This is a genomic window from Streptomyces sp. SS8 (genome assembly GCF_054072955.1).
The window spans coordinates 157,103-181,086 of sequence record NZ_JBSVCZ010000003.1 but is presented as its reverse complement, the minus strand read 5'-3'; the positions used below and the strand labels follow the sequence as shown (position 1 = coordinate 181,086).

Sequence of the window (23,984 nt, the reverse complement as noted above, 5' to 3'; positions counted from 1 at the left end):
ACTCGGCCACCTCCTGGGTTCCGGTCCGTCGGTCGACGGTCGTCCTTCGGCCGTCCGCGGCCACCGCCGCGGGGCGACCCTAACCGACGGTCCGGCGCGCCCGGCCGGTGTCAGGCGCGGGTCGCGGACTCGTGCGTCCTGCCGCCTCGCGCTCTGTCGCCACGCGTCCCGCCGTTCCGGTTCCCGCCCTGCTCCGGGCCCTGCTCCCGGTCCTCTTCGCGAGCCTCCGCGTAGTCGCCGAGGACCGCGACGTCGAACGCCGCCCCGGCGAAGACGGAGATCGCCCGGACCGCGTCGCCCAGCAGATGGCGACGGTGGCGGTGGCCGCCGTCGCCGCTCCGTGCGTCGAGCGCGGCGAGCGCGGTGGCGCCCGTGGACCGGCCGCCGACTGTCTGGGGAGGGATGGGGGTGCTGTTCATGGCTCCACGGGTTCGCAGTAGTTTCGCCCTATTGGTCCATATCCATCCTAGGTCTCACCACGGCTTTTCTCCGCCCGCAACCCGGCCCGTCCACCCTCCCCGCGTACGGGGGAAATCGTTCGCCCGCCGGGAGGAGCGGGGCTAGAATCACGCGTCTCCCGCCTCCCGTGCCACGGCACCGCAGGGCGTACGCTCCGCATGCCCGCGTGCCGCCGTGCCGCCGGGGAGGAGTCGGCCGGTCGGTACCGGCCGGCGGACCGCGCTCCGGCGGCCGCGCCCTCGCCGGCCTCCGGCGGCCCACAGGCCCCCGCCGGCGTACGCGGTCCCCTCCGACCCTGTCGTCCACCGCACCCGGTGTGCGGCGCGGCCGCACGTCCGAGCGGCTCGCCGTACCGCCGTCGTGCGCGCTCTTTCGCAGGAGGCCGCAACGTGCCCGCGCACGCCCACGACCCGCACGCCCCCGGCATGCCCGATCCCGACGCACCCGATCCCGGCACTCTCGACCCGCTCGAACGCGAACGCGCCCACCTGGCCGCCTCGCGCACCGCGCTGCGCGCCATGCGCCATGACGTCGAGTCGCTCGACATCGGGAACGTCACCGCCAACTGGGTGAACACCGAGGCGCTCCAGCACCAGATCGACGCCCGGATCGAGGCCCTCGCCGACCTCGCCGACACCCCGCTGTTCTTCGGCCGCCTGGACTACACGGACTTCCCGAGCCCTCCGGGCTCCTCCGCCGCCCTGGAGGGCGGCGTTCCGGAGGCGGTCCGGTACTACATCGGCCGCCGCCACGTACACGACGCCGACGGCGACCCGATGGTCATCGACTGGCGCGCCCCCGTCTCCCAGCCCTTCTACCGCGCCTCCAAGAAGGACCCGCAGGGCGTCGGCCTGCGCCGCCGCTTCGGCTACACCGGCGGCGAACTGACCGCGTACGAGGACGAGCGGCTGTCCGACCCTGACGAGGCCGAGAAGGCCAGCGCACTGCTCAGGCGCGAGATCGAGCGCCCTCGCGTCGGCCCGATGCGCGACATCGTGGCCACCATCCAGCCCGAGCAGGACGAGATCGTCCGTACCGGCGTCGACGGCACCGTGTGCGTCCAGGGGGCGCCGGGCACCGGCAAGACGGCCGTCGGCCTGCACCGCGTGGCCTATCTGCTCTACGCCCACCGCGAGCGCCTGGCCCGCACCGGGACGCTGGTCATCGGCCCCAACCGGTCCTTCCTGCGCTACATCGAGCAGGTCCTGCCGGCGCTGGGCGAGCTGGCGGTGCGGCAGGCGACCGTGGAGGACCTGGTCACCGGGGCGGCGGGCGTGGAGGTGTGCGGCGCCGACGACCCGGGGGCCGCCCGGATCAAGGGCGACGCCCGCATGGCCGAGGTACTGCGCCGCGCGGTCCGCTCGGGCGTCACGATGCCGGCCGAGCCGTGCGTCGTCGTCCGCGGCTCGCGCCGCTGGCGCGTCCCGGCGTACGAGCTGGAGGAGATCGTCCGCGAGCTGCTGGAGCGCGGCATCCGCTACGGCGCCGCCCGCGAGGCCCTGCCGCAGCGCGTCGCGCACGCCGTGCTGACGCGCATGGAGCGCTCGGGCGAGGCCCCCGACGACCGGGTGCAGAACGCGGTGGCGCGCAACGCGGCGGTGAAGGCCCTGGTCAAGGCGGTGTGGCCGGAGGTCGATCCGGCGAGGCTGGTGCTGCGGCTGCTGTCGGACGACGGCTTCCTGGCCGAGTGCTCCGAGGGGATCCTCACCGAGGAGGAGCGCAAGGCGATCCTGTGGACGAAGCCGCCGCGCGGGGTGCGGTCGGCGAAGTGGTCGGCCGCCGACGCCGTGCTGATCGACGAGGCCGCCGACCTGGTGCGGCGCACCCCCTCGCTCGGCCATGTCGTCCTGGACGAGGCGCAGGACCTCTCCCCCATGCAGTACCGGGCGGTGGGCCGCCGCTGCACCACCGGATCGGCGACGGTGCTGGGCGACCTGGCGCAGGGCACCACGCCGTGGGCGACCGCGAGCTGGGCCGAGGCCCTGTCCCACCTGGGCAAGCCGGACGCGGCGGTGGAAGAGCTGACCCGGGGCTTCCGTGTGCCGCGCGAGGTCATCGCCTACGCCTCCCGGCTGCTGCCGCACATCGCGCCGGGCCTGTCCGAGGCGACCTCGATCCGCGACGCGGCGGGCTCCCTGCGGGTCCGGGCGGTGGCGGTGGAGGAGCTGGACGGCACGGTGGTGGACGCCTGCCACGAGGCGCTGGAGCGCGAGGGATCGATCGGCCTGATCGCCGCCGACGCCCGCGTCCCCGCCCTGGCCGCGGCCCTGGACGCCGCCGGCATCCCCCACCTCGCCCCGGGCACGGAGACGGACGCCGACACCCGCCTCACCCTCGTCCCGGCGACCCTGGCCAAGGGCCTGGAGTACGACCACGTGGTCCTGGACGAGCCGGCCGCCGTCGTCGACGGCGAACCGGACGAGCGCACCGGCCTGCGCCGCCTGTACGTCTGCCTCACCCGCGCGGTCTCCGGCCTCGCCGTCGTCCACGCCGCGCCCCTGCCCGACCCGCTGCGCGACGGGGGCGAGAGGGGCGATGCCTGACGGGACGCCGGGCGGCGCGGAGGCAACCACCGGCCCGGCGGGGCCGTCCTACCTGGCGGAGAGGGGAGAGAGATGACCGATGCGGCAGCAGTGGGACGGGCCGGGCGTCCGAGGACGGTGGAGGCGGCGTTCACGCTGTCGCTCGCGGCGATCGCTCTCCAGGTCGTCGTCTGGGTGCTGGGTACGTTCGTCGTCTCCCCCACCGGGCTCGAGGAGCTGCGCGGCGAGCTGGGGCGGGACGGCGCGCCCCGGCAGCTCGCCGTCTCCGCCGGTCTCCTGGCCGTCCTCGGCGCCCTGTGGCTGCTGTTCTGCTTCAGGATGCGCGCGGGTGACGGGCGGGCCCGGATCGCGCTCACCGTCGTCGGCCTCTTCAGCGGGCTGTTCTTCCTCAACGCCCTGAGTACGGACGGATTCCGGTGGACGGCGGACGGCGGGATCGGCGACCTGCTGCTGACCGACGTCCTGCCGGACCTGCTGGCGGCCGGGGCCATCGTGATGATGTTCCTCCCGGCCTCCAACGCCTACTTCTCGGCGGCACGGCGAGAGGGGCGGTAGACCGTCCGGGCGGCCGCGCCCGTCAGCGCGGGCGCCCGAGCGCCTCCCGGAGGCTTCCTGCGATCGTCAGGCGATCACAGGAAGCCTCGCCGCGTCGCCCGACCGGGTGTCAGGACCGGCGGTTTCACTGATTTCGGGAGCGGTCCAGGGCGGTAATGGTGTGACGCCCCCTCACACCCCTGTGCATGTCTCCTGGAGGAAACCATGCGCGTCCCCCGTCTCCTGACCACCGCCCTGCTGGCCCTGGCGACGGCGTTCGCCGTACCGGCCGCACCCGCGTCCGCCGCCGAGGACGCCACGCGGAACGCCGCCGAGAACTACGTGGCCCTCGGCGACTCCTACTCCTCCGGCACCGGTGCCGGAGACTACTCCGACCTGCTGTGCACCCGTAGCGGGAACGCCTACCCGGCCCGGTGGGCGCAGGCGTCCGCGCCCGCGTCCTTCACCTTCGCCGCCTGCGGCGGGGCGAAGATCCCGGACGTGCTGAACAATCAGGTGCGGTATCTGGACGAGAGCACGACGCTGGTGAGCATCAGCATCGGCGGCAACGACTCCGGTTTCGCCTCCACCATGCTGACCTGCACGTTCTCCTCGCAGTCGACCTGTGAGGAGAGACTGGACGAGGCCGCCGACTACGTCCGGAACGAACTGCCCGGCGAACTGGACGCCCTGTACGCCACCATCCGCGACCGCGCGCCGAACGCCGAGGTCGTCGTCGTGGGCTATCCCTACCTCTACAAGGAGGGCGGCTTCTGCCTGAGCATGGGCTCGGGCAAGCGCGAGGCGATCAACGACGGCTCGGACGTGCTCAACCAGGTGATCTCCGGCCGCGCCGCCGCCGCCGGGTTCTCCTTCGCGGACGCCCGTCCCGCCTTCGCCGGGCACGAGATCTGCACGAGCGACCCGTGGATCAGCTCCTCCAACATCCACCCCACGGCCGAGGGCCACGAGAAGGGCTATCTGCCGGCCTTCTCCGCCGTGGTCCGGTAGGGCGCGAGGGCGCCCGGCTCCCCCTCTCCTCCACGGGCGCGGGGGCCGGGCGGCCTCGTCTCCCGTCCCGCTGCCAGGGGGGGCGGAATCACGCCGACGGACCGGTACCGGTTGCGCGCGGCGGCCCGGCTGTCTAGGTTCCGAACGGTCGGCCGGATCAGAGGGGGAACATGTTCGGGTTAGGACTGGCGTCCTATGCGGTCTTCGTCATGGCGGTGCTGGTCATCTGCGTCACTCCCGGCCCCGACATGGTCTACATCCTCACCCACGGCATCAGCCAGGGCACCAGAGCCGGCCTGCTGGCGTCGCTCGGCATGTCGGCCGGCATGGCCTGCCACACCCTCGCGGTCGCGCTGGGGCTGGCCACCCTCGTCCAGTCCTCGGAGACGGCCTACCAGGTGCTCCGCTACGCCGGGGCCGTGTACCTGCTCTATCTGGCCTGGCACACGCTGCGGGACTCCTCCGGGACCACCTTCGACGGCGAGCACACGGCCGCGTCACCGATGACGGTCTTCCGCAGGGCCACGATCGTCAATCTGCTCAACCCGAAGATCGTCATCTTCTACCTCGCCTTCCTGCCGCAGTTCGTCACGCCCTCCGCGGGAAGCCCCGCCCTCCAACTGCTGGTGCTGGGCGCGACGTTCACCGTGATCGGGCTGCTGGTCGACTGTGTGGTCGCGCTGCTCTCGGGCCGGATCGGGGAGCGGCTGCGGAGGAAGCCCGGCTCGGGCACCTGGCTGAACCGGCTCGCGGGTGTCGTCTTCCTCGGCCTCGCAGCCAAGGTCGCCATCGCCTGAGCGACCGTCCCACCGCCCGTCGCCCCCGCCGTCCGACGACCGGGAGCCCCTCGGACGCGCCGGACCCGGTGTGGTGACGAAGACAGCCGAAGATTCGGAAGAGCGCCCCATGTGCACCGTCACGACCAGCACATCCGCCGGCACATCCGCCACCACGCCCGGCCGGCCGGGTCCCGACATCTGCGAGGAGGGCGACGCCCTCTACCGGCAGGCGCTGACCCGGGGCAGCGTGCCCGCCGGGCAGGCGCCCGGCTGCCTGCTCGAACTGGGGCTGCTGCGCCGGTCGCCGGAGTGCCCCGGGACGCTGGTACCGGTGCCGCCGGACATCGCCGCCGCCGGGCTCGCGCGCCCGATCGAGCGGGCCATCCTGGAGCAGGAGCAGGCCCTGCGGTCGGTCCGGTCGGTGCTGGCCCGCGCGGAGGCGGCGTACCGGCAGATCGGCCGGGAGGTCAACCGCACGGCGGACCTGCTGCTCGGCGAGGAGGCCGTCGACCGGGCCCTGCGCCGGGCGGCCCGGTCCTGCGGAAGCGATGTGATGACCGCCCAGCCGGGCGGCGGACTGGGTGAGGAGTCGCTGGCCCGGACCCTGCCGGAGGCGCTGGACCTGTGCTCCAGGGGGGTGCGGCAGCGGGTGCTGTACCAGCACACCGTGCGCTCCCACGGCCCGACGCTCGCCTACGCGGAGAAGATCACCGCGGCCGGCGCCGAGGTGCGCACACTGGCCGAGGCGTTCAACCAGCTCACCGTCTTCGACGGCGCCGTCGCCTTCATACCCGCCGCCCAGGAGCACCAGCCGGCGGCCCTGTCGGTGCGCCACCCCGCGATCCTGCGTTATCTGGTGAACGCCTTCGACTGCGCGTGGGACCGGGCCGAGCCCGTCTTCCGGGGTACGGACCGGTGGCAGCCGCACGCGTTCACCTCCCAGACCCGGCGGGCCGTACTGCGCCTGATGGTGGAGGGGCACACCGACAAGGCGATCGGGAGCCGGCTGGGCGTGAGCCCCCGCACCGTGGCCAACCACATCAAGTGGGCCGCCGACCACTTCCGGGCCGGCAGCCGGGCCCAACTGGGCTATCTGCTCGCCCGGTCCGGGCTCCTGGAGTCCCAACGGCCCGACGACCGAGCCCGGCTCGGCTGAACGGCGTGCCGCCGAAGGCGCGGCGCGGGATGCCGGGCGGCTCCGGGTTGGCCCGGTTTCCGCCCATGTACAACGCCTTCAGGTTTACGCATTGCAGCATCATGCCCCGCGGTCCTCACTTCCCCCGCCCACCCGGGTTGGACAGCATGTCCCCGTACCGCACAGCCCGGTGCGGACACCGGAGCGCAGGCGTATCTCCCCTGGAGGATGGGTGGACCTCTCGCTGTCCGAACTGAAGCGGCGGAAGACCGGAATCTGCCTCTCCGGAGGGCTTTCCTCCCTCGCGCTGGCCTCCTGGCTGCACAGCGGCGGATACGACGTGGAGGCGTTCGTCCTCGACATCGGCCAGTGTCCGGAGAAGGACTTCCGCGAGTTCACCGGCGCGGTGCGCGCGGCCGGCATACCGGTGCACGAGGTGGACGCCCGGCGTGCCATGGCCGACGCGGCGCTCGACGTCGTCGCCTTCCAGGCCCACTACGACGGGGGCTACTGGAACACCACGGGCCTGTCCCGGGCCGTCATCGTCGAGCACGTGGTGCCCGGACTGCGCCGGGCCGGCGCCGGCGTGCTGGCGCACGGCTGCGTCGGCGGCGGCAACGACCAGCGCCGCTTCGAGCGCTACGGCGCGCACTTCGCGCCGGACCTCGCGGTCTTCGCGCCCTGGCGCGACCCGGAGGTGCTGGCCGCCCTGCCCGACCGGGAGGCGATGGCCCGCCACGTCGCCTCGGCGGGCCTGGTGTGCATGCCGGGCAACACCGCGGAGCACTCCGTCGACGGCAACCTCGCGGGCACCTCCCACGAGGACGCGGGCCTGGAGGACCTGGGCACCACGGCGGCGGGTCTGGAGCGGCTGATGGGCGTGTCGCCCCGGCAGGCGCCGGACCGGGTGGAGACGGTCTCCGTCACCGTCGAGCACGGCCGCCCGGTGGCCCTCGACGGCCGCCGCCTGCCGCCGGAGGAGCTGCTGGAGCTGGCCAACACCGTCGGCGGGCGGAACGGTCTGGGCCTGACCGACGTGGTGGAGCACCGCATCAACGGCACCAAGTGCCGCGGCGTGTACGAGGCGCCGGGCATGGAGCTGCTGTCGCACGCGGTGCGCGCCGCCCACGAGACGGTCACCGACCGGGGCGCCGCGGACACCGCTCGGTTCCTCGCCCGGCAGCTCGCGGTCTGCGTCTACGAGGGGACGGCGCACGGCCGTACCGCCCGGGCGGCGCGGGCCGGTCTGGCCGAGATCGCCGGCCCGGCCGACGCCACCGTCCGGCTCGACCTCTACAAGGGAGGCGTCGTCGGGCGGGCGCTGTCGGAGATCGGCTCGGGCGCCGACGTCCTGCGGCAGCGCCGGTTCACCGGCGGAGGCGGCCACAACTGGGACTCGGCGCCCCTCGCCGGGCCCGCCTCCGGGTGACCCGCGGGCGGCTTCCGCGCCCTCCCGCGTACTCGCGCACACCTGTCCACTCGCTCTCAGGGGATACAGACATGCTTCAGCGCACGTTCGGCCGGCTGGGTTGGCGGGTCGGGGAGATCGGCTACGGGATGTGGGGGGTCGGCGCCGGCCCCGGCGGCTGGCAGGGGGCGGACGACGAGACGAGTCTCGCCGCCCTCCAGCTCGCCGTGGACCTCGGCTGCAACGCGTTCGACACCGCGTGGATCTACGGCCGCGGGCACAGCGAGGTCCTGCTGGGCAGGCTCCTCGCGGCCAATCCGGGCAAGGGGCTGAAGGCCTTCACCAAGATCCCTCCCAAGGACCGGAGGTTCCCCTCCACCAGGGATTCCGACGTCGACGACGTGTTCCCGTACGACCACGTCATGGAGTACACCGAGAAGAGCCTGCGCAATCTCGGCGTCTCCCGTGTGGACCTGATGCAGTTCCACGTGTGGGAGGACCACTGGGCGCGGGACGAGCGCTGGCTGGCCACCGTCGAGGCGCTGCGGTCCTCGGGCATGGTCGACGGGATCGGCATCAGCATCAACCGCTGGGAGCCCTGGAACGCGACGGAGGTGCTGCGGACCGGCCTGATCGACAGCGTCCAGGTCATCTACAACATCTTCGACCAGGCGCCCGAGGACGAACTCCTCCCGCTCTGCCGGGAGCTGGGCATCGGCGTGATCGCCCGCGTCCCGTTCGACGAGGGCACCCTGACCGGGACACTGACCAAGGACACCACCTGGCCCGAGGGCGACTGGCGGGCCTCCTACTTCGTGCCCGAGAACCTGCACGCCAGCGTGGACCGCGCGGAGGCGCTGAAGAGAATCGTCCCCGACGGCATGACGCTGCCCGAACTGGCCCTGCGCTTCATCCTGCACAACGACGACGTGCACACCGTGATCCCCGGCATGCGCCGTCCCGCGCACGTCTCCGCCAACATCGCCGTCAGCGACGGCCGCCGGCTGCCCGGGGAGCTGCTGCGCGAGCTGCGCGCCCACCGCTGGGACCGGAAGCCGACGGAGTGGTCGCAGTGAGCGCCCCCGTACGGCCGGCGGTGCTGGCCCTGTGGTCCCCGCCGCGGTCCATGTCGACGGCCTTCTTCCGGATGATGGTGCAGCGCGGCGACTTCCGCGCGTACCACGAGCCGTTCTCCGAACTGGCCGCCGGGCACGGTGTCGAGGTCGGCGGGCGGCGCCTCGCCACGCCGGAGGAGGTGCTGCGGGGATTCACGGCGGAGTCGGCGGAGACGCCGGTGTTCTTCAAGGACACCACCGAGTACCCGCACGCCCGCCTCTTCGACGCGCTGCCGCTGGCCGGGGCCGTCACGCACACCTTCATCGTCCGCGACCCGCGGCGCGCCATCGAGTCGCACTACGCGGTGAACCCCGAGGTGAAGCTCCCGGAGATCGGGTTCGAGTACCAGTACCAGATATTCGACCGGGTCCGCCGGGAGACGGGGCGCGATCCCGTCGTGGTCGACGCCGACGTCCTCGTCGAGCGCCCCGGCGACACCGTCCGCGCCTACTGCGAGGCCGTCGGCATCCCCTACGACGAGCGGGCCCTGTCCTGGCGGTCGGGGGAGCGCTCCGAGTGGAGCCGCACCAGCCGGTGGCACCAGGACGTGGCCCGCAGCTCCGGCTTCCGGCAGAGCGGCCGGCGCCACGCCGTCACGGTCGACGACAGCCCGGTGCTGGCCGGCTACCTCCGGCACCACCTGCCCTTCCACGAGGAGCTGCGCGCCCGCTCACTCGTCCTGCCCGCCGCCTGAGGGCCCGCGCACCGCCGCGAGCCCCGCCGCACGCGACACGCGGGCACACGGGCCGCCGCGCGGCGGCCCGTGTGCCCGCATCCGCACAGCCCGCCCCGCGGAGCACAGCACCGCACAGCCCGCACCGCAGAGCAGTCCTGGAAACGCCTGGAAACGCCTGGAACCACACTCGATTGGGGTCCACGATGCCAGCCAGCACGTCCTCGTCCGCACTGCCCGATCCCAACGGACGCCGCGCACCGTACCCTCAGGGCACCGCGACGACCCTGCACCTGATCGAGGAGCAGGCCCGTACCACCCCCGACGCCGAAGCGCTGTACTACGACGGCGCGACGCTGAGCTACCGGGAGCTGGACCGCAGGGCCAACTCCCTGGCCGCGATGCTCGTGGACCACGGCGCGCGCCGGGAGACGCTGCTCCCCCTGCTGGTGAGCGACGGGATGGAACTCCCGCTCGCGATGGTCGCGGCGATGAAGGCGGGCGTCCCCTTCATCCCCTTCGACCCGGGCTGGCCCCGGGAGCGGATCGGCGCGCTGCTGCGGGGCCTGGGCACCGACATCGCCGTCGTCTCCCCGCGCACCCCGGCCCCGGCGGCCGGCTGCGCCCGCGCGCTGGTGGCCGACCACCGGAAGCTGGACGGCACCGGCGCCGCCCCCGCCGGCGGGCGCCCCGGCCGTACCGACCTCGCCTACGGCTTCTTCACCTCGGGCACCACGGGCCTGCCCAAGTGCACGCTCAACGTGCACCGCGGCCTGCTCAACCGGTTCCTCTACATGACCCGCAGGTTCGGCGCCGGGCACGTGGCGCTCCAGAACAGCCGGTCGGTCTTCGACTCGTCGCTGTGGCAGCTGCTGTGGCCGCTGACCATGGGCGGCAGCGTCGTCATGCCGCGCCGCGACGGGCTGCTCGACCTGGAGCGCACCGTCGACCAGATCGGCCGCCACGGGGTGACGATCACCGACTTCGTACCGTCGATCTTCACCGTGCTCGTCGACCTGCTCGCCTCGGACCCGGCGCTGGTGCGGGCGGCCGGCTCCCTGCGGCACGTCCTGCTGGGCGGCGAGGCGATCAACGTGGAGGCGGTACGCAGATTCCACGGGCTGCTGCCAGGCACGGCGATCACCAACACCTACGGCCCCACCGAGGCGTCGATCGGCAGTGTCTTCCACACCGTCACCGCCGGCGGTGACGGCACCGGCGGCGGCACCGGTGGCGAGATACCCGTCGGCCGCCCCATCGACAACACCTCGGCGGTGGTCGTGGACTCCTCGATGCGGCGCCTGGGCACGGGCGAGACGGGCGAGATCCTCATCGGCGGCGACTGCCTGGGGCTGGGCTACCTCGGCGACCCGGAGCGGACCGAGGCGGCGTTCGTGCCCAACCCCTTCCCCGACATCCCCGGTGACCGCCTCTACCGCACCGGCGACCTCGGCCACTACCGGGCCGACGGCCGCCTGTACTTCGTGGGACGGCGCGACGACCAGCTCAAGGTGCGCGGGGTGCGGATCGAACCGGCGGAGGTCGAGCGGGCGCTGCTGACGCTGCCGGGGGTACAGGACGTGCGGGTCGTGCTGCGGGGCGAGGCCGACGGCCAGACCCTGGTCGCGGCCGTGGTCGCCCACGAGGACCTCGACCTCGCGGACACCAGGGCGCGGGCCGGGAAGCTGCTCCCGGCCGAGCTGGTGCCCGACCGGTTCGTACGGATCGAGAGCATGCCCCTGTCCCCCAACGGCAAGGCCGACCGCCGGGCCCTGGCCCGGCTGCTGGACGGGCCGGACGCGGCGGAGCGGAGTGCGGCGGGGCGGGCCGAGGCACCCGGGAGCGGCGGCGCCGGGGGCGGGACGGCGCCCGGCGGCGACCCGGAGGGGACGGTCCGCTCCCTGTGGGCCGAGCTCCTGGGCGTCACCCCCGGTCCGCGGGACGGCTTCTTCGAGACCGGCGGCACCTCCCTCAGCGCCCAGCGGCTCGTACTGCGCCTGCGCGACCTGTTCGGCCTGCGCCTGTCGGTGCGGGACATCGCCGAGGCGCCGACCGTCGCCGACCAGGTCCGTCTGATCGCCCGGGGCGGACCGGAGGCCGAGGAGGCAGCCGTCCACCGGGAGATGCTGGCCGACGCGGCCGCCCTGGAACCGGCCGCTCCGGAACCGGGCTCCCCGGCGTCCGTACCGCGCCCGCGGTCCGCGGCCGTCGCCCCGCCCCGGCACATCCTCCTCACCGGCGGCACCGGCTTCATCGGCATCCATCTGCTGGACGAGCTGCTGCGGTCCACGACTGCCACCGTCGCCTGCCTGGTCAACGCCGGGGACGACGCGGCCGCCCGCGCCCGGCTCGACGCCCGCGCCCGCCACTACGGCCTGCCCGTCGGCAGCGGCGACGACCGGGTCCGGGTCGTGCGCGGCGACCTGGGCGCCGAGCGGTTCGGGCTGTCCGGGGCCGGCTTCCGGGAACTGGCCGAGTGGACGGACACGATCGTGCACGCGGGCGCGGAGGTGAACCTCGTCTACCCCTACCGCCGTCTACGCGCGGTGAACGTGCTCGGCACCCGCGAGGTGATCCGGCTGGCCCGCACCGGCCCCGGGCCGGACAGTCCCGTGCACCACCTGTCGACGCTCGGCATCCTGCCCCGCGCGCCCCACGACGGCCCGGTGCCCGACGAGGACGCCTTCCCCGCGGCCGGGGAGGTTCCGGGCGACGGCTACAGCCGGAGCAAGTGGGTCGCCGAGGCGCTGCTGCGCGAGGCCCGGCGGCGGTACGGCCTCCCGGTGAGCCTGTACCGCATGGGCGAGGTGATGCCGCACTCGCGCACCGGGGTCCTCAGCCACGGCGGCAGCCTCGCCGAGTTCCTCCTGACGGCGTGCGCGGAACTCGGCGTCCGCTTCGAGACGGGCGCGCGGGGCGACTTCACCCCGGTGGACAACGTCGGCCGGTTCATCTCCGCGGCGGTGCGCGAGCGGTGCCTGGGCGAGACCTTCCACGTGGTGCAGCGGGAGCCGACCCGGCTGGACGACCTCATGGGGCGCTTCGGCCCGGCGCACGGCCTGCGGCACGTGACGTACCGGGAGTTCCGCGAACTGGTCGGGGCACACGGCTCCCCCTCACTCCAGCGGCTGGCCATGGTGCTGCCCGACCCCGACGACGGGCCGGAGGACCTCGGCGGGCTCTTCCGGGACGTACCGTCGCCGGACTTCAGCCGCAACTGCCACAGGTGGGTCCGGTCGCTGGACGTCGAGTGGCTGGGCACCGGGCGGGCGGCGACAGGGCGACCGGCCGGGGGCCGTCCGGCCGCGGAGTGAGGCGGCCGGGCGCGGAGTGAGGCGGCCGGGCGGGAGCGGCCCGGCGACGGGCCTCCGGGCGGAGCGCCGTGACCGGGCGGTGCGGTCCCGCCAGGGCCGGACGTCCCGGCTCCCGGGGCCGGCCGGGCGGCGGAGGGGCGACCTGCGGCCCCGGCGCCGGGGGACCTTCACCACGCCCCGCGGGAGCGGCCCGGTGGAAGAGTACGGGTGGGCGCCGAAGCAGCCGGAAAGCGGCACGGCGCGGCAAGGCACGGCGGACATCCCGTCCGCGACCCCGCTCATCCGCTTCCCCCCTCTCCTCGCCCCGGAGGCCGACCATGTTCGGAACGCTCATGCTCCTCATCGGCCCGGCACTGGGTTTCCGGCTGCTCGGCGCACTGGGCGTCGGCCGGTTCTCGACGTGGCGGATCGCGGCCGCGCACGGCCTGGCGGTCATGCTGACGGTCACCGCGGCCACGCACTTCATCAGCTCGGGCGCCACCGCGATGCCCGGGCACGGGGACATGGCGGCCATGGTCCCGCCGTTCGTGCCGTGGGCCCACACCATGGTCTACCTGACCGGTGTGCTGGAGCTCCTCGGCGCCGCGGGTCTCGTCCTGGCGGCGACCCGCCCGGCGGCCGGATTCGGGCTGGCCGTGCTCTTCTCGCTGATGCTCCCGGCCAACGTCCACGCCGCGGTCGAGGGTGTCGCCTTCAACGGCGGCGCGGCCACGCCCCTGTGGTTCAGGGTCCCCCTGCAGGCGCTCCTCATCGCCGTCGCGCTGTGGGCGGCCGTCGACGACCGCGCCCCGGTCCGGCGGCTGCCGGAGGCCGGGGTGGTACGGAACCCCGCTCTGCGGGGGTGAGTCCGAAGCGGGGGTGGCCGGAAGCGGGGGACCGCTCCCGGCCACCCCCGTGTGCCGGGGCCGGGGCCCGCCCGTTCAGCCGTCCAGCGTCCGGCGCCAGGTGCGCACCGCGTCCGGGGAGACCGGGGTGTCCCAGCCGCCGGGGCGGGCCGCGCCGCCGATGTGGAAGGCGGTCACGCCCGCCGCGCGCAGGGCGGGGACGTGGTCGAGGCCCAGGCCGCCGCCGGCCATCAGCAGCGGGAGGTAGCCGGGCTCCCCGGCGGCCGTACGGGCCGCCTCGGCGCACAGGACGGCCAGGCCCGCCGTCACGCCGTCCGCCGAGCCGGCGGTGAGGTAGGCGTCCAGACCGGGGTGCCCGTCGAGCCTCTTGCGCAGCCCGGCGCGGTCGGCGCAGTGGTCGATGGCGCGGTGGAAGGTCCAGCGGCAGCCGGGGACGGCGTCGAGGAGCGCGCCGATCGCGGCGAGGTCGGGCTGCCCGGTGTCGTCGAGGAAGCCGAGCACGAACTCCTCGGCGCCCTCCGCGCGCAGCTCGCGCGCCCGCTCGCACAACTCCTCCAGCGCCGCCTCGCCGCCCGCCGCGAACCCGCCCGCCGCGCGCAGCATCACCCGCACCGGCAGGTCGGTGGCGCCGCGGACGGCGGCGAAGGTCTCCCGGGCGGGGGTGAGGCCGTCGGCGGCCATGTCGCCGACCAGTTCGAGGCGGTCCGCCCCGCCGGTCTGCGCGGCGATCGCGTCGCGTGCGTCGAGGGCGATCACTTCGAGGATTGGTCTAGACATATAGCGGAGCCTGCCATATCGCGGGACACGCCGGGAAGACGGGGCACACAATTGCGCCATGGCCACGCCGAAGAACCGCCATCCGGCCCACGAGGCGCTGCGCGAGCGCTGGACCCGCACCCTCCTGGCCGTACGCCGCCCGGAGGCCGGTCTCCCCGCCGGCACCCCCTCCCCGTACGCCTATGCCGACGACCTCCTCGCGCGCTGGGCCGAGCCCCACCGCCGCTACCACACCACCGACCACCTGATCGCCGTCCTGGACCGCGTCGGCCTGCTCTCCGCTCACTGCTCCGGCCCCGAGGAGGTCGCCGCCGTCTCGCTGGCCGCCTGGTTCCACGACGCGGTGTACCTCCCGGAGCGCTCCACCAACGAGGAGCGCAGCGCCCGCCTGGCCGAGCGCGCCCTGCCCGAGGCGGGCGCCTCCCCCGCCCTGGCCGCCGAGGTGGCCCGGCTGGTCCGCCTCACCGCCGGACACGACCCGGCCCCCGGCGACACGGGCGGCGAGGTGCTCTGCGACGCCGACCTCGCGGTGCTGGCCGGGTCGCCGCGGGAGTACGCGGCCTACGCCGCCGCCGTCCGTGAGGAGTACGGCTTCGTCCCCGACGAGGCCTTCCGGGCCGGCCGCGCCGAGGTCCTGCGCCGGCTGCTGGACCTGCCCGCCCTGTTCCGCACCCACTACGGCCGGGAGCACTGGGAGCACGCCGCCCGCCGCAACCTGGAAACGGAGCTGGAGCTGCTGTCGGCCGGCTAGGGCGGCGCGGCGGACGGCCGGACGGACGACCGGACGGACGGACGGCGGGAGGGCCCGCGACGCGGGAGGCGCAAAGGACCCGACGTGATCAAAGGCACGAAAGAGCCCGGCGAGGAATGAGGGAACCGCCGGTGATGTTGGGCCCGTACATGCCCCACCCCGATCCCGGCGCCGCCTCCGGCGAAACCCCCGACGCCCCCGGCACCCCCGACGCCCCGGCCAAGCCCTCCCCCGGCGCCGCGCCCCCGGCCGCTCCGCCCCTCGCGAAGCGGCCGCGCATGCCCCTGGCCGTCTACGTCCTGGGGCTGTCCGTGTTCGCGCTCGGCACCTCGGAGTTCATGATCGCCGGGCTGCTCCAGCCGATCGCCCGCGACATGTCGGTGACCATTCCGCAGGCCGGGCTGCTGGTGTCCGCCTTCGCCATCGGCATGGTGGTCGGCGCCCCGGTGCTGGCCGGCGCGACGCTGCGGCTGCCCCGCCGCACCACGCTGGTGGCGCTGCTGGCCGCTTTCGGGGCCGGGCAGGCGGCCGGCGCCCTCGCGCCGACGTACGAGGTGCTGTTCGCCTCGCGCGTGGTGAGCGCGCTGGCGTGCGCCGGGTTCTGGGCGGTGGGCGCCGCCGTGGCCGTGTCACTGGCCCCGGCGGGCGCGAAGGCGAAGGCGATGGCGGTGATGATCGGCGGACTGAGCGTCGCCAACGTCCTGGGCGTACCGGCCGGGGCCCTTCTGGGACAGCACGCCGGCTGGCGGGCCGCGTTCTGGGCGGTGGCCGTCATGGCGGCGGTCGCGGTGGCCGGGGTGCTGGCGCTGGTACCGCCCACCCAGCCGCCCACCGGCGCGGACCGGCCCGTGCTCCGGCGCGAACTGCGGATCTACCGCGACGGCCAGGTATGGCTGGCACTGGTGATCACCGCGCTCAACGCCGCCGCCACCTTCTGCCTCTTCTCCTACCTCTCCCCGCTGCTCACCGACACCGCCGGCCTGGGCGAGGGCTGGGTGCCGACCGTGCTGGCGCTGTACGGGGTCGGCGCGCTGATCGGCGCCGCGCTCGGCGGCCGGGTCGGCGACGCACACCTGTTCGGCGCCATGTACGCCGGTCTGGCCGCCACCACCGCCGTACTGGCGCTGCTGGCGCTCACCGCGCATCTGCCGGTGGCGGCCGTCGGGCTGGCGCTGGGGCTGGGGGTGACCTCGTTCTTCACCGCCCCCGCCATCAACGCCCGGATGTTCGAGGTGGCGGGCGCCGCGCCCACCCTGGCGGGCGCGACGACCACCTCCGCGTTCAACATCGGCAACACCCTCGGCCCCTGGATCGGCGGACTGGTGATCACCGCGGGCTGGGGCTACACCGGCGTCTCCTGGGTCAGCGCGCTGCTGGCCGCCGCGGCCGTCGGCGCGACGGTGGCGGCCTCCCGGTGGCACCGGCGCACCGCCGCCTCCCGGGTGGTGGCCGGCTCGCCCGCGGAAGCGGCCGCCGGCGCACCCGGACGGGTCACCGAGGCCGCGGGCTGATCCGTCCGGGGGCGCCGGCGGCCGCCACGGCCCGGCCGGACCCGCGGGGCCGTCCTCCCGCCCCGGACCGTTCCGACGCGCCCCGTCCCGGGTACCGGATTACCCTCGGTGGCCGGTACACCCGCAGGCCACCCGCGGAACGCCCGCGACCGGCCCTCCGGCAAACGACCCTCCGGCGGCCGGCACGCCGGGCACGGGTGAAAGGACATGCGAGATGGACGTGCGCAGGAGGAACAACGTCACCGTCACCGGCCGGGAGGACGGGCCGGTGGTGATGCTGGCGCACGGATTCGGCTGCGACCTGAACCTGTGGCGCCTGGTGGCACCCGCGCTGGCCGGGGAGTTCCGGGTGGTCCTCTTCGACCATGTGGGCTCCGGCCGCTCGGACCCCGCCGCCTGGGACGAGGAGCGCTACTCCTCCCTGGAGGGGTACGCGCAGGACGTGCTGGAGATCTGCCGCGCCCTGGACCTGCGGGACGTGGTGTTCGTGGGGCACTCGGTCAGCGCCATGATCGGGGTACTGGCGGTGCTGCGCGAACCGGAGCGCTTCGCCAAGCTGGTCCTGCTCACCCCCTCCCCCTCCTACATCGACGAGGGCGACTACCGGGGCGGGTTCAGCCGGGCCGACATCGAGGAGCTGCTGGAGTCGCTGGAGAGCAACTACCTGGGCTGGTCCGCGGTGATGGCGCCGGTGATCATGGGCAATCCGGAGCGGCCCGAGCTGGGCGAGGAGCTGACCAACAGCTTCTGCCGCACCGACCCGCGCATGGCCCGCGTCTTCGCCCGCACCACCTTCCTCTCCGACAACCGCGAGGACCTGGCCGGGGTGACCGTGCCGACGCTGGTGGTCGAGTGCGCGCACGACACCCTCGCCCCGCGCGAGGTGGGCTCGTTCGTCCGGGACGAGATCGCCGGAAGCACCCTGGTCACCCTGGACGCCCACGGGCACTGCCCGCAGCTGAGCAGCCCCGGCCCGACGGCCGAGGCCATCGCCTCCTTCGCGAGGTCTCGGTGACCTCCCGCGCGAGCCCGGCCCCGGAGCCGGAACCGGAACAGGAACCGGACGAGCCGGAACCGGAGGACGGCGGGAATCCGGAGGACGACCCGGAGGAGCTGTACGAGAACGCCCCGTGCGGCCAGCTCTCCACGCTCCCCGACGGCAGGATCGTCAAGGTCAACGCCACCCTGCTGGACTGGCTCGGTTACCGCCGCGAGGAGCTGGTCGGCCACCGGACCTTCTCCCGGCTGCTCAGCGTCGGCGGCAGGATCTACTACGAGACCCACCTCGCCCCGCTGCTGGGGATGCAGGGGCGCATCGGCGGGATCGCGCTGGAGATGAAGGCCGCCGACGGCAGCCGGCTGCCGGTGCTGGTCGCCGCCGCGGTGCGGGAGGGCTCCGAGGGGCGGCCGGCACTGGTGCGCATCTCCGTCTTCGAGGCCCGCGACCGCCGCGCGTACGAGACCGAGCTGCTGCGTGCCCGGCAGGAGGCCGACCGCGAGCGCGAACGCGTCCAGCAGCTGGCCACCACCCTCCAGCGCAGCCTGCTGCCGCCCGCCCTGCCCGACATCCCCGGCACCGAGCTGGCCGCGCATTACCACACCGCCTCGATCGACGAGGTCGGCGGCGACTTCTACGACCTGTTCCCCGTCTCCGGGGGGTGCTGGGGGTTCTTCCTCGGCGATGTGTCCGGCAAGGGCGCCGCGGCGGCGGCCGTCACCTCCCTCGCCCGCTACTCCCTGCGTGCCGCGAGCGCCTCCGACCCCGACCCGCTCAGGGTGCTGGCCAACCTCAACACCGTCCTGGAGCACGAGAACCACGGCGAGGACCCGCGCTTCTGCACCGTCATCCACGGTCTGCTCACCCCGGGCGAGCACGGCTGCGAGATCACCCTCGCCGGCGGCGGCCACCCCCCGGCCCTGCTGATGCGCGCCGACGGCACCGCCGGATACCTGCACACCCCCGGAGGCCAGCTGGTCGGGGTGCTGCCGAACGCCCACTTCGCCGCCACCACCGTGCGCCTGGCCCCCGGCGACACCCTGCTGCTGTACACCGACGGACTGACCGAGGCCCGCACCGCCCACGCCGACGGCCGCCACGGGCAGCTGGACGGAGGGCGCTACGGCGAGGAGGCCCTGCTCGACTTCGCGGCCGGGCTGGCCCCGACGAGCGCCGCGGACGCCGTCGCCGCCATCGGCGCCCTGCTGGAGGGGCTGGGCGAGGGGGTGGACGACGACACCGCCGTACTGGCCCTCGGCGTCCCCGCCTCCCGGGGCGGCCCGGGCACCCCTGACACCCCTGACGGGCCGGGCACCCCTGACGGGCCGGAGCCGCTCAGGTCGCCGTGACCACCCGGCGCGGGGGACGGCGCCGCCGCAGGCCCGCCTCCGTCAGCCGCCGCAGCAGCTCCTTGCTGCCCACCTCGACCGCGCCCAGCCGCACCGCCCGCTCGTACCGGTGGGCGGGCACGTCGTAGTGGTCGCGGTCGAAGGCGCGGCGCGGGCAGCCGAGGGCGGCGGCGAACGCGTGCAGCTCCTCGTAGGAGACGTCGCTGACCAGGTGCGACCACAACATCCCGTGGCCCGGCCACTCCGGCGGGTCGATGTAGACGGTCACCGGGCCCTTCCCAGCTCCCCGACGGGCGCCACCGCCGTCGCCGTCCGGCCGCACACCCAGTGCGGGTCCGGTCCCAGCTCGGGCTCGACGTCGAGGGCGTGCTCCTCCTCACCGCCGCACAGCGGGCAGCCCGGCCAGCGGCCCCGGCGGTCCAGCAGGGCGTCCTGGACGTCCTGGGCGATCAGGCCCGCGACGAAGGAGACGCCCTCGGGCCACTGCTCGACCCACCAGCGGCGGTGGGAGACCGCGTCCTCGACCAGCGAGACGACCTCGGCCTCGGCGATGCCGCAGGCGGTGAGGTCGGCGAGGACGAGCGCCCGGCCGGCGTGCAGGGCGCGTTCGAGGCCGTGGGGGTCGGGTTCGCGGGGATCGGAGTCGTGGGGATCGGGACCGGGGGAAGGGGGGTGCTGCTCTGCCATAGCCCCTCCATTGGAGCAGAAGACCGGCGGAATCGCCCCGCCGGCCGCGACCGGGCCCGGCCACCGCCGGGATGAGGTACCTCTTGACGGCCTCTTGACGGCCACGTCCGGTGAAAATACCTTCCGCCATGTGAACAACACTGTGAAGGAAAGTTTCTCCGGTCCGGCCCGCGACACCGCGCCGGGCCTCCGCCCCGGTCCCCCCGAGCCCGCCGCCCTCGCGGCCAAGGTGCGCACCATGGCCCCCTCGATGACCCGCTCCATGCAGCGCGTCGCCGAGGCCGTCGCCGGCGACCCCGCCGGATGCGCGCGGCTCACCGTCACCGGTCTCGCCGAGCGCACCGGCACCAGCGAGGCCACCGTCGTGCGGACCTCGCGCCTGCTGGGCTACCCCGGCTACCGCGATCTGCGCCTGGCGCTGGCCGGGCTCGCCGCGCAGCAGGCCTCCGGCGCCTCCCCGTCGGTGACCGCCGACATCGCCGTGGACGATCCCATCGAGGAGGTCATAGCCAAGCTCGCCCACGACGAGCGGCAGACCCTCGCCGACACCGCCGCCGGTCTGGACCCCGGCCAGGTCGAGGCGGCCGTGCACGCCATGGCCTCCGCCCGCCGGATAGACCTCTACGGCGCCGGCGCCTCCGCCCTGGTCGCCCAGGACCTGGCGCAGAAGCTGCTGCGGATCGGCCTGGTCGCCCACGCCCACGCCGATCCGCACCTGGCCGTCACCGGCGCCGTGCAGCTGCGCGCCGGTGACGTCGCCCTGGCGGTGACCCACTCCGGCCGTACGGTGGACGTGATCGAACCGCTGCGCGTCGCCTTCGACCACGGCGCCACCACCGTGGCCGTCACCGGCCGCCCGGACGGGGAGATCGCGCAGTACGCCGACCACGTGCTGACCACCTCCACGGCGCGCGAGAGCGAGCTGCGCCCGGCGGCCATGTCCAGCCGGACCAGCCAGCTGCTGGTCGTGGACTGCCTGTTCATCGGCGTGGCACAGCGCACCTACGAGACCGCCGCCCCCGCGCTGGCGGCCTCCTACGAGGCGCTGGCCCACCGCCACTCGCCCCGGCAGCGCTGACCCCCGCGCCCGCACCCGCCCCCTCGACCGCCCCAGCACACCCGAGCAGCAGCCGAACAGCGCCTGAGCAGCACCCGATCAGCACCGCCCAACCCCCCACACCCCCGCCCGGGCGCCGGCACCGGTGGCCGGCCCCGGCATCCGGAAGAACGGAAAGAGCCGCACCCTCATGACCTCCTCTCCGACCGCCGCCGGCCACGAGTCCGGCGACCCCCGCGACTCCCTCGATCCGGACGGCGCGTACGACCGGCTGCGCGCCGAGCTGGACACGCTCACCACCGAGGCGTTCCGCAGCGACCTGTCCGAGATCGACCGGCTCCCCACCCTGGAGATCGCCAGGGTCATGAACGGGGAGGACGCCACCGTTCCCGCCGCCGTCGCCTCCCAGCTCCCGCGCATCGCCGCCGCCATCGACGCCACCGCCGAGCGGATGGCGCGCGGCGGCCGGCTGGTCTACGCGGGGGCGGGGACGGCCGGCCGGCTGGGCGTGGTGGACGCCAGCGAGTGCCCGCCCACCTTCGACACCGATCCCTCCCAGGTCGTCGGGGTGATCGCGGGCGGCCCGGACGCGCTGGTCAGCGCGGCCGAGGGAGCCGAGGACCGCCCCGGCCTCGCCGCGGCCGACCTCGACGGACTGGGGCTGGGCCCCGACGACGTGGTGGTCGGCGTCTCCGCCTCCGGGCGCACCCCGTACACCGTCGGCGCGGTCGAGCACGCGCGGCGGCTGGGGGCGCTGACGGTCGGGCTGTCCTGCAACTCCGGCTCGCCGCTGGCGGCGGCGGCCGACCACGGCATCGAGGTCGTCGTGGGCCCGGAGCTGATCACCGGCTCCTCCCGGCTCAAGGCGGGCACGGCCCAGAAGCTGGTCCTCAACATGATCTCGACCATCACCATGATCCGGCTGGGCAAGACGTACGGGAACCTGATGGTCGACGTGCGCGCCTCGAACGAGAAGCTGCGGGCCCGCTCGCGCCGTATCGTCTCGCTGGCCACGGGGGCGAGCGAGGAGCGGGTCGAGTCGGCGCTGGCGGCCACCGGCGGCGAGGTGAAGAACGCCATCCTCACCATCCTGGGCGAGGTGGACGGCCCCACGGCCGAGCGGCTGCTGAGGGAGTCGGGCGGCCGGCTGCGCGCGGCCCTGGAGGCGGCACGCGGCTGACGTCCCGCGCCGCGCACGGCGGCAGGCGTACGGCGGGCGGGCGCACGCGGAAAGCCCCCGGCGCGCACCGGAAGGGGATGGTGCGCGCCGGGGGCCGGCGGCGCGGACGGTGTCCGTGCCCGGACCGGGCGGCCTGCTCAGCCGTTCCGCGCCTCCGCCCGTGCGGGCTCGTCCTGCCCGCCCCGCTCGGCGGGCGCCGCCTCCCAGCACTCCACACCGGTCAGGTCCGGCAGGCGGTCGCGGGTGAAGACGGGGTCCAGGCCCGCGCGGCGCTGGGCGAGGTAGTCCTCCATCAGCCGGAAGGCGATCACCGACAGCGGCAGGATCGCCAGCAGGTTGACCAGGGCCATGGCGCCCATGGTGACGTCGGCGAGGCTCCACACCACGCTCAGCGAGCCCAGCGCGCCCAGGAAGGCGGCGGCCAGGACGAGCCCCCGGTAGCCGAGCATGACCGAGCGGCTGCGGGTGATGAACTCGATGTTGGACTCGCCGTAGTAGTAGTTGCCGATCATCGAGCTGAAGGCGAGCAGGAAGACCACCAGCGTCAGCAGGTGGCCGGCCCAGCCGCCCAGGGTCTCCTGCAGCGCGGACTGCGTGAGGTCGGCGCCCTGGCGCCCGGAGAGCTCCGGGTTGGCGGAGAGGATGACGAAGGCGGTCATCGTGCAGACCACCAGGGTGTCGAAGAAGACACCCATGGTCTGCACCAGGCCCTGCTTGACCGGGTGGGAGGTCTCGGCCGCGGCGGCGGCGTTCGGGGCGGAGCCCAGGCCCGCCTCGTTGGAGAACATGCCGCGGCGCACGCCCTGCTGGATCGCCGCGCCGATGCCGCCTCCGGCGACCTCGCGCAGACCGAAGGCGCCGCCGACGATGTCGGCGAGGACGCGCGGCACCTCGGAGAAGTTGAGCACCATCACGGCCAGGCCCACCAGCAGGTAGATCACGGCCATCACGGGGACGAGCACCTTGGTGACCGAGGCGATCCTGCGCACCCCGCCGAAGACGGCCAGTCCGAGCAGCACGGCGAGGGCCGCGCCGACGACCGGGGCGACCCAGCCGGAGCCGCCGTCGCCGCCCGTGCCCAGCGATCCGGCGGTGACCGAGGCGATCGTGTTGGACTGCACGGCCGTGAACACCAGGCCGAAGGTCAGGGTGATGATCACGGCGAAGAGCACGCCGACCCAGCGCCGGCCCAGGCCGCGCTGCATGTAGTACGCGGGACCGCCGCGGTAGGCGCCCTCGCCTCCCTTGCTCCGGTCGCGCACCTTGTAGAGCTGGGCGAGGGTGGACTCCACGAACGCGGAGGCGCCGCCGACCAGGGCCATCATCCACATCCAGAAGACCGCGCCCGGCCCTCCGACGGTGATGGCCGCCGCGACGCCGGCGATGTTGCCGGTGCCGATGCGGGCGGCGGCGGAGATGGTGAAGGCGCCGAACGGGGAGACCGGTTTCCTGCCGTCGGTCCCGGCACGGGGCCGCTCCGCGACCGTCCTGACGATCTCCGGCAGGAGCCGGATCTGCATGGCCTTGGAGCGGACGGTGAAGTACAGGCCCGCCACGGCCACCAGGGGGATCAGCAGATAGGTCCAGAAGTGGTCGTTGATCTCGACGATCACTGTTTCGAGCGTGCTCATCGCGTAGGTGCCGTCCAGGAGTCGTGTGGGGTGGGTTCGGCTCTGGAAACAGAGTGAAGGCGCCGCGCGGGGGATCGCCCGTACGCGGCCCACGGGAGGCTATCCGGTGCGCCGCCTCCCGGGCAGGCCGCGACGCGGTGCCAAATCTCACATACTGGACATAGCGAGAGGGCGGCACCCCTCGCGGGGTGCCGCCCTGTTCACCGTGCGCGCGGTGCGCGCCCGGT

The 23,984-nt window shown here is 74.5% G+C and carries 21 protein-coding genes; 16 read left to right on the top strand and 5 right to left on the bottom strand.

The genetic code is table 11. The annotated features are described in order from the left end of the window. Window positions 1–110: 110 nt before the first annotated feature. Window positions 111–419 carry a hypothetical protein gene (locus ACW69E_RS04740; RefSeq protein WP_457496898.1) on the bottom strand — a complete coding sequence of 103 codons (309 nt, stop codon included), beginning with the start codon at window positions 417–419 and terminating at the stop codon, window positions 111–113. Between the two features lie 429 nt (window positions 420–848). Here ACW69E_RS04740 and ACW69E_RS04735 point away from each other — a divergent pair, with 429 nt between their 5' ends. The 10 genes from ACW69E_RS04735 to ACW69E_RS04690 all read left to right on the top strand — a co-directional run bounded on the left by ACW69E_RS04735 (window position 849) and on the right by ACW69E_RS04690 (window position 13,817). Continuing rightward, window positions 849–3,002 carry a HelD family protein gene (locus ACW69E_RS04735; RefSeq protein WP_457496897.1) on the top strand — a complete coding sequence of 718 codons (2,154 nt, stop codon included), beginning with the start codon at window positions 849–851 and terminating at the stop codon, window positions 3,000–3,002. Window positions 3,003–3,074: 72 nt separating this feature from the next. Continuing rightward, on the top strand, window positions 3,075–3,557 hold the full coding sequence (locus ACW69E_RS04730) for a hypothetical protein (protein WP_457496896.1): 483 nt from the start codon (window positions 3,075–3,077) through the stop codon (window positions 3,555–3,557). Window positions 3,558–3,761: 204 nt separating this feature from the next. Beyond that, window positions 3,762–4,547 carry an SGNH/GDSL hydrolase family protein gene (locus ACW69E_RS04725; RefSeq protein ID WP_457496895.1) on the top strand — a complete coding sequence of 262 codons (786 nt, stop codon included), beginning with the start codon at window positions 3,762–3,764 and terminating at the stop codon, window positions 4,545–4,547. Between the two features lie 170 nt (window positions 4,548–4,717). Further along, window positions 4,718–5,344, top strand: a complete 627-nt coding sequence (locus ACW69E_RS04720; protein WP_457496894.1) for a LysE family translocator — start codon at window positions 4,718–4,720, stop codon at window positions 5,342–5,344. Between the two features lie 109 nt (window positions 5,345–5,453). Next, window positions 5,454–6,482 carry a helix-turn-helix transcriptional regulator gene (locus ACW69E_RS04715; protein ID WP_457496893.1) on the top strand — a complete coding sequence of 343 codons (1,029 nt, stop codon included), beginning with the start codon at window positions 5,454–5,456 and terminating at the stop codon, window positions 6,480–6,482. A gap of 211 nt (window positions 6,483–6,693) precedes the next feature. Further along, window positions 6,694–7,890: an argininosuccinate synthase domain-containing protein gene (locus ACW69E_RS04710; RefSeq protein WP_457496892.1), complete on the top strand. Its 1,197-nt coding sequence runs from the start codon at window positions 6,694–6,696 to the stop codon at window positions 7,888–7,890. A gap of 71 nt (window positions 7,891–7,961) precedes the next feature. After that, window positions 7,962–8,945, top strand: coding sequence for an aldo/keto reductase (locus ACW69E_RS04705; RefSeq protein WP_457496891.1), 984 nt, complete (start codon window positions 7,962–7,964; stop codon window positions 8,943–8,945). After that, entirely contained in the window at window positions 8,942–9,679 is a 738-nt protein-coding gene (locus tag ACW69E_RS04700; protein ID WP_457496890.1) for a sulfotransferase-like domain-containing protein, read from the top strand. Before ACW69E_RS04705 ends, ACW69E_RS04700 begins: the two co-directional genes overlap by 4 nt. A gap of 185 nt (window positions 9,680–9,864) precedes the next feature. After that, on the top strand, window positions 9,865–12,972 hold the full coding sequence (locus ACW69E_RS04695) for a non-ribosomal peptide synthetase (RefSeq protein WP_457496889.1): 3,108 nt from the start codon (window positions 9,865–9,867) through the stop codon (window positions 12,970–12,972). A 317-nt stretch (window positions 12,973–13,289) separates the two neighbouring features. Beyond that, complete coding sequence (locus ACW69E_RS04690; protein ID WP_457496888.1) at window positions 13,290–13,817, top strand: DoxX family protein; 528 nt, start codon at window positions 13,290–13,292, stop codon at window positions 13,815–13,817. Window positions 13,818–13,892: 75 nt separating this feature from the next. Here the strand turns inward: ACW69E_RS04690 and ACW69E_RS04685 are convergent, their stop codons facing one another. Beyond that, window positions 13,893–14,594 carry a copper homeostasis protein CutC gene (locus ACW69E_RS04685; RefSeq protein WP_457496887.1) on the bottom strand — a complete coding sequence of 234 codons (702 nt, stop codon included), beginning with the start codon at window positions 14,592–14,594 and terminating at the stop codon, window positions 13,893–13,895. 58 nt (window positions 14,595–14,652) lie between these two features. On the opposite strand from ACW69E_RS04685, the gene ACW69E_RS04680 reads away from it, so the two are divergent. From ACW69E_RS04680 to ACW69E_RS04665, 4 genes are all read left to right on the top strand, one after another. Continuing rightward, the gene (locus ACW69E_RS04680; protein ID WP_457496886.1) at window positions 14,653–15,345 is read left to right on the top strand and encodes an HD domain-containing protein; all 693 of its coding nucleotides are present in this window, start codon (window positions 14,653–14,655) and stop codon (window positions 15,343–15,345) included. Between the two features lie 278 nt (window positions 15,346–15,623). After that, window positions 15,624–16,856 carry a Cmx/CmrA family chloramphenicol efflux MFS transporter gene (locus ACW69E_RS04675; protein WP_457496995.1) on the top strand — a complete coding sequence of 411 codons (1,233 nt, stop codon included), beginning with the start codon at window positions 15,624–15,626 and terminating at the stop codon, window positions 16,854–16,856. Window positions 16,857–17,070: 214 nt separating this feature from the next. Continuing rightward, complete coding sequence (locus ACW69E_RS04670) at window positions 17,071–17,871, top strand: alpha/beta fold hydrolase (RefSeq protein WP_457496885.1); 801 nt, start codon at window positions 17,071–17,073, stop codon at window positions 17,869–17,871. Beyond that, entirely contained in the window at window positions 17,868–19,202 is a 1,335-nt protein-coding gene (locus ACW69E_RS04665; protein WP_457496884.1) for a SpoIIE family protein phosphatase, read from the top strand. The genes ACW69E_RS04670 and ACW69E_RS04665 overlap by 4 nt, the downstream gene beginning before the upstream one ends. Here the strand turns inward: ACW69E_RS04665 and ACW69E_RS04660 are convergent. Together ACW69E_RS04660 and ACW69E_RS04655 are read right to left on the bottom strand one after the other, a co-directional pair. Continuing rightward, complete coding sequence (locus ACW69E_RS04660; RefSeq protein WP_279950518.1) at window positions 19,189–19,470, bottom strand: DUF4031 domain-containing protein; 282 nt, start codon at window positions 19,468–19,470, stop codon at window positions 19,189–19,191. The two genes, ACW69E_RS04665 and ACW69E_RS04660, sit on opposite strands and share 14 nt — an antisense overlap. Next, window positions 19,467–19,889, bottom strand: coding sequence for a hypothetical protein (locus tag ACW69E_RS04655; RefSeq protein WP_457496883.1), 423 nt, complete (start codon window positions 19,887–19,889; stop codon window positions 19,467–19,469). Before ACW69E_RS04655 ends, ACW69E_RS04660 begins: the two co-directional genes overlap by 4 nt. Before the next feature lie 142 nt (window positions 19,890–20,031). Between ACW69E_RS04655 and ACW69E_RS04650 the strand changes: the two genes are divergently transcribed. Together ACW69E_RS04650 and murQ are read left to right on the top strand one after the other, a co-directional pair. Further along, window positions 20,032–20,967, top strand: coding sequence for a MurR/RpiR family transcriptional regulator (locus ACW69E_RS04650; RefSeq protein ID WP_457496994.1), 936 nt, complete (start codon window positions 20,032–20,034; stop codon window positions 20,965–20,967). Between the two features lie 169 nt (window positions 20,968–21,136). Next, on the top strand, window positions 21,137–22,126 hold the full coding sequence (murQ, locus tag ACW69E_RS04645) for an N-acetylmuramic acid 6-phosphate etherase (RefSeq protein WP_457496882.1): 990 nt from the start codon (window positions 21,137–21,139) through the stop codon (window positions 22,124–22,126). A 137-nt stretch (window positions 22,127–22,263) separates the two neighbouring features. Here murQ and ACW69E_RS04640 read toward each other — a convergent pair whose 3' ends face one another. Continuing rightward, the gene (locus ACW69E_RS04640; protein ID WP_457496881.1) at window positions 22,264–23,757 is read right to left on the bottom strand and encodes an alanine/glycine:cation symporter family protein; all 1,494 of its coding nucleotides are present in this window, start codon (window positions 23,755–23,757) and stop codon (window positions 22,264–22,266) included. Between the last annotated feature and the right edge of the window lie 227 nt (window positions 23,758–23,984).

Bases quoted from the DNA above. Each gene is read 5' to 3' on its own strand.
- ACW69E_RS04690 (WP_457496888.1), top strand. From the start codon at position 13,290: ATGTTCGGAACGCTCATGCTCCTCATCGGCCCGGCACTGGGTTTCCGG.
- ACW69E_RS04655 (WP_457496883.1), bottom strand. From the start codon at position 19,889: ATGGCAGAGCAGCACCCCCCTTCCCCCGGTCCCGATCCCCACGACTCC.
- ACW69E_RS04740 (WP_457496898.1), bottom strand. From the start codon at position 419: ATGAACAGCACCCCCATCCCTCCCCAGACAGTCGGCGGCCGGTCCACG.
- ACW69E_RS04640 (WP_457496881.1), bottom strand. From the start codon at position 23,757: ATGAGCACGCTCGAAACAGTGATCGTCGAGATCAACGACCACTTCTGG.
- ACW69E_RS04730 (WP_457496896.1), top strand. From the start codon at position 3,075: ATGACCGATGCGGCAGCAGTGGGACGGGCCGGGCGTCCGAGGACGGTG.
- ACW69E_RS04705 (WP_457496891.1), top strand. From the start codon at position 7,962: ATGCTTCAGCGCACGTTCGGCCGGCTGGGTTGGCGGGTCGGGGAGATC.
- ACW69E_RS04725 (WP_457496895.1), top strand. From the start codon at position 3,762: ATGCGCGTCCCCCGTCTCCTGACCACCGCCCTGCTGGCCCTGGCGACG.
- ACW69E_RS04680 (WP_457496886.1), top strand. From the start codon at position 14,653: ATGGCCACGCCGAAGAACCGCCATCCGGCCCACGAGGCGCTGCGCGAG.
- murQ (WP_457496882.1), top strand. From the start codon at position 21,137: ATGACCTCCTCTCCGACCGCCGCCGGCCACGAGTCCGGCGACCCCCGC.
- ACW69E_RS04675 (WP_457496995.1), top strand. From the start codon at position 15,624: ATGCCCCTGGCCGTCTACGTCCTGGGGCTGTCCGTGTTCGCGCTCGGC.
- ACW69E_RS04720 (WP_457496894.1), top strand. From the start codon at position 4,718: ATGTTCGGGTTAGGACTGGCGTCCTATGCGGTCTTCGTCATGGCGGTG.
- ACW69E_RS04670 (WP_457496885.1), top strand. From the start codon at position 17,071: ATGGACGTGCGCAGGAGGAACAACGTCACCGTCACCGGCCGGGAGGAC.
- ACW69E_RS04715 (WP_457496893.1), top strand. From the start codon at position 5,454: ATGTGCACCGTCACGACCAGCACATCCGCCGGCACATCCGCCACCACG.
- ACW69E_RS04695 (WP_457496889.1), top strand. From the start codon at position 9,865: ATGCCAGCCAGCACGTCCTCGTCCGCACTGCCCGATCCCAACGGACGC.
- ACW69E_RS04685 (WP_457496887.1), bottom strand. From the start codon at position 14,594: ATGTCTAGACCAATCCTCGAAGTGATCGCCCTCGACGCACGCGACGCG.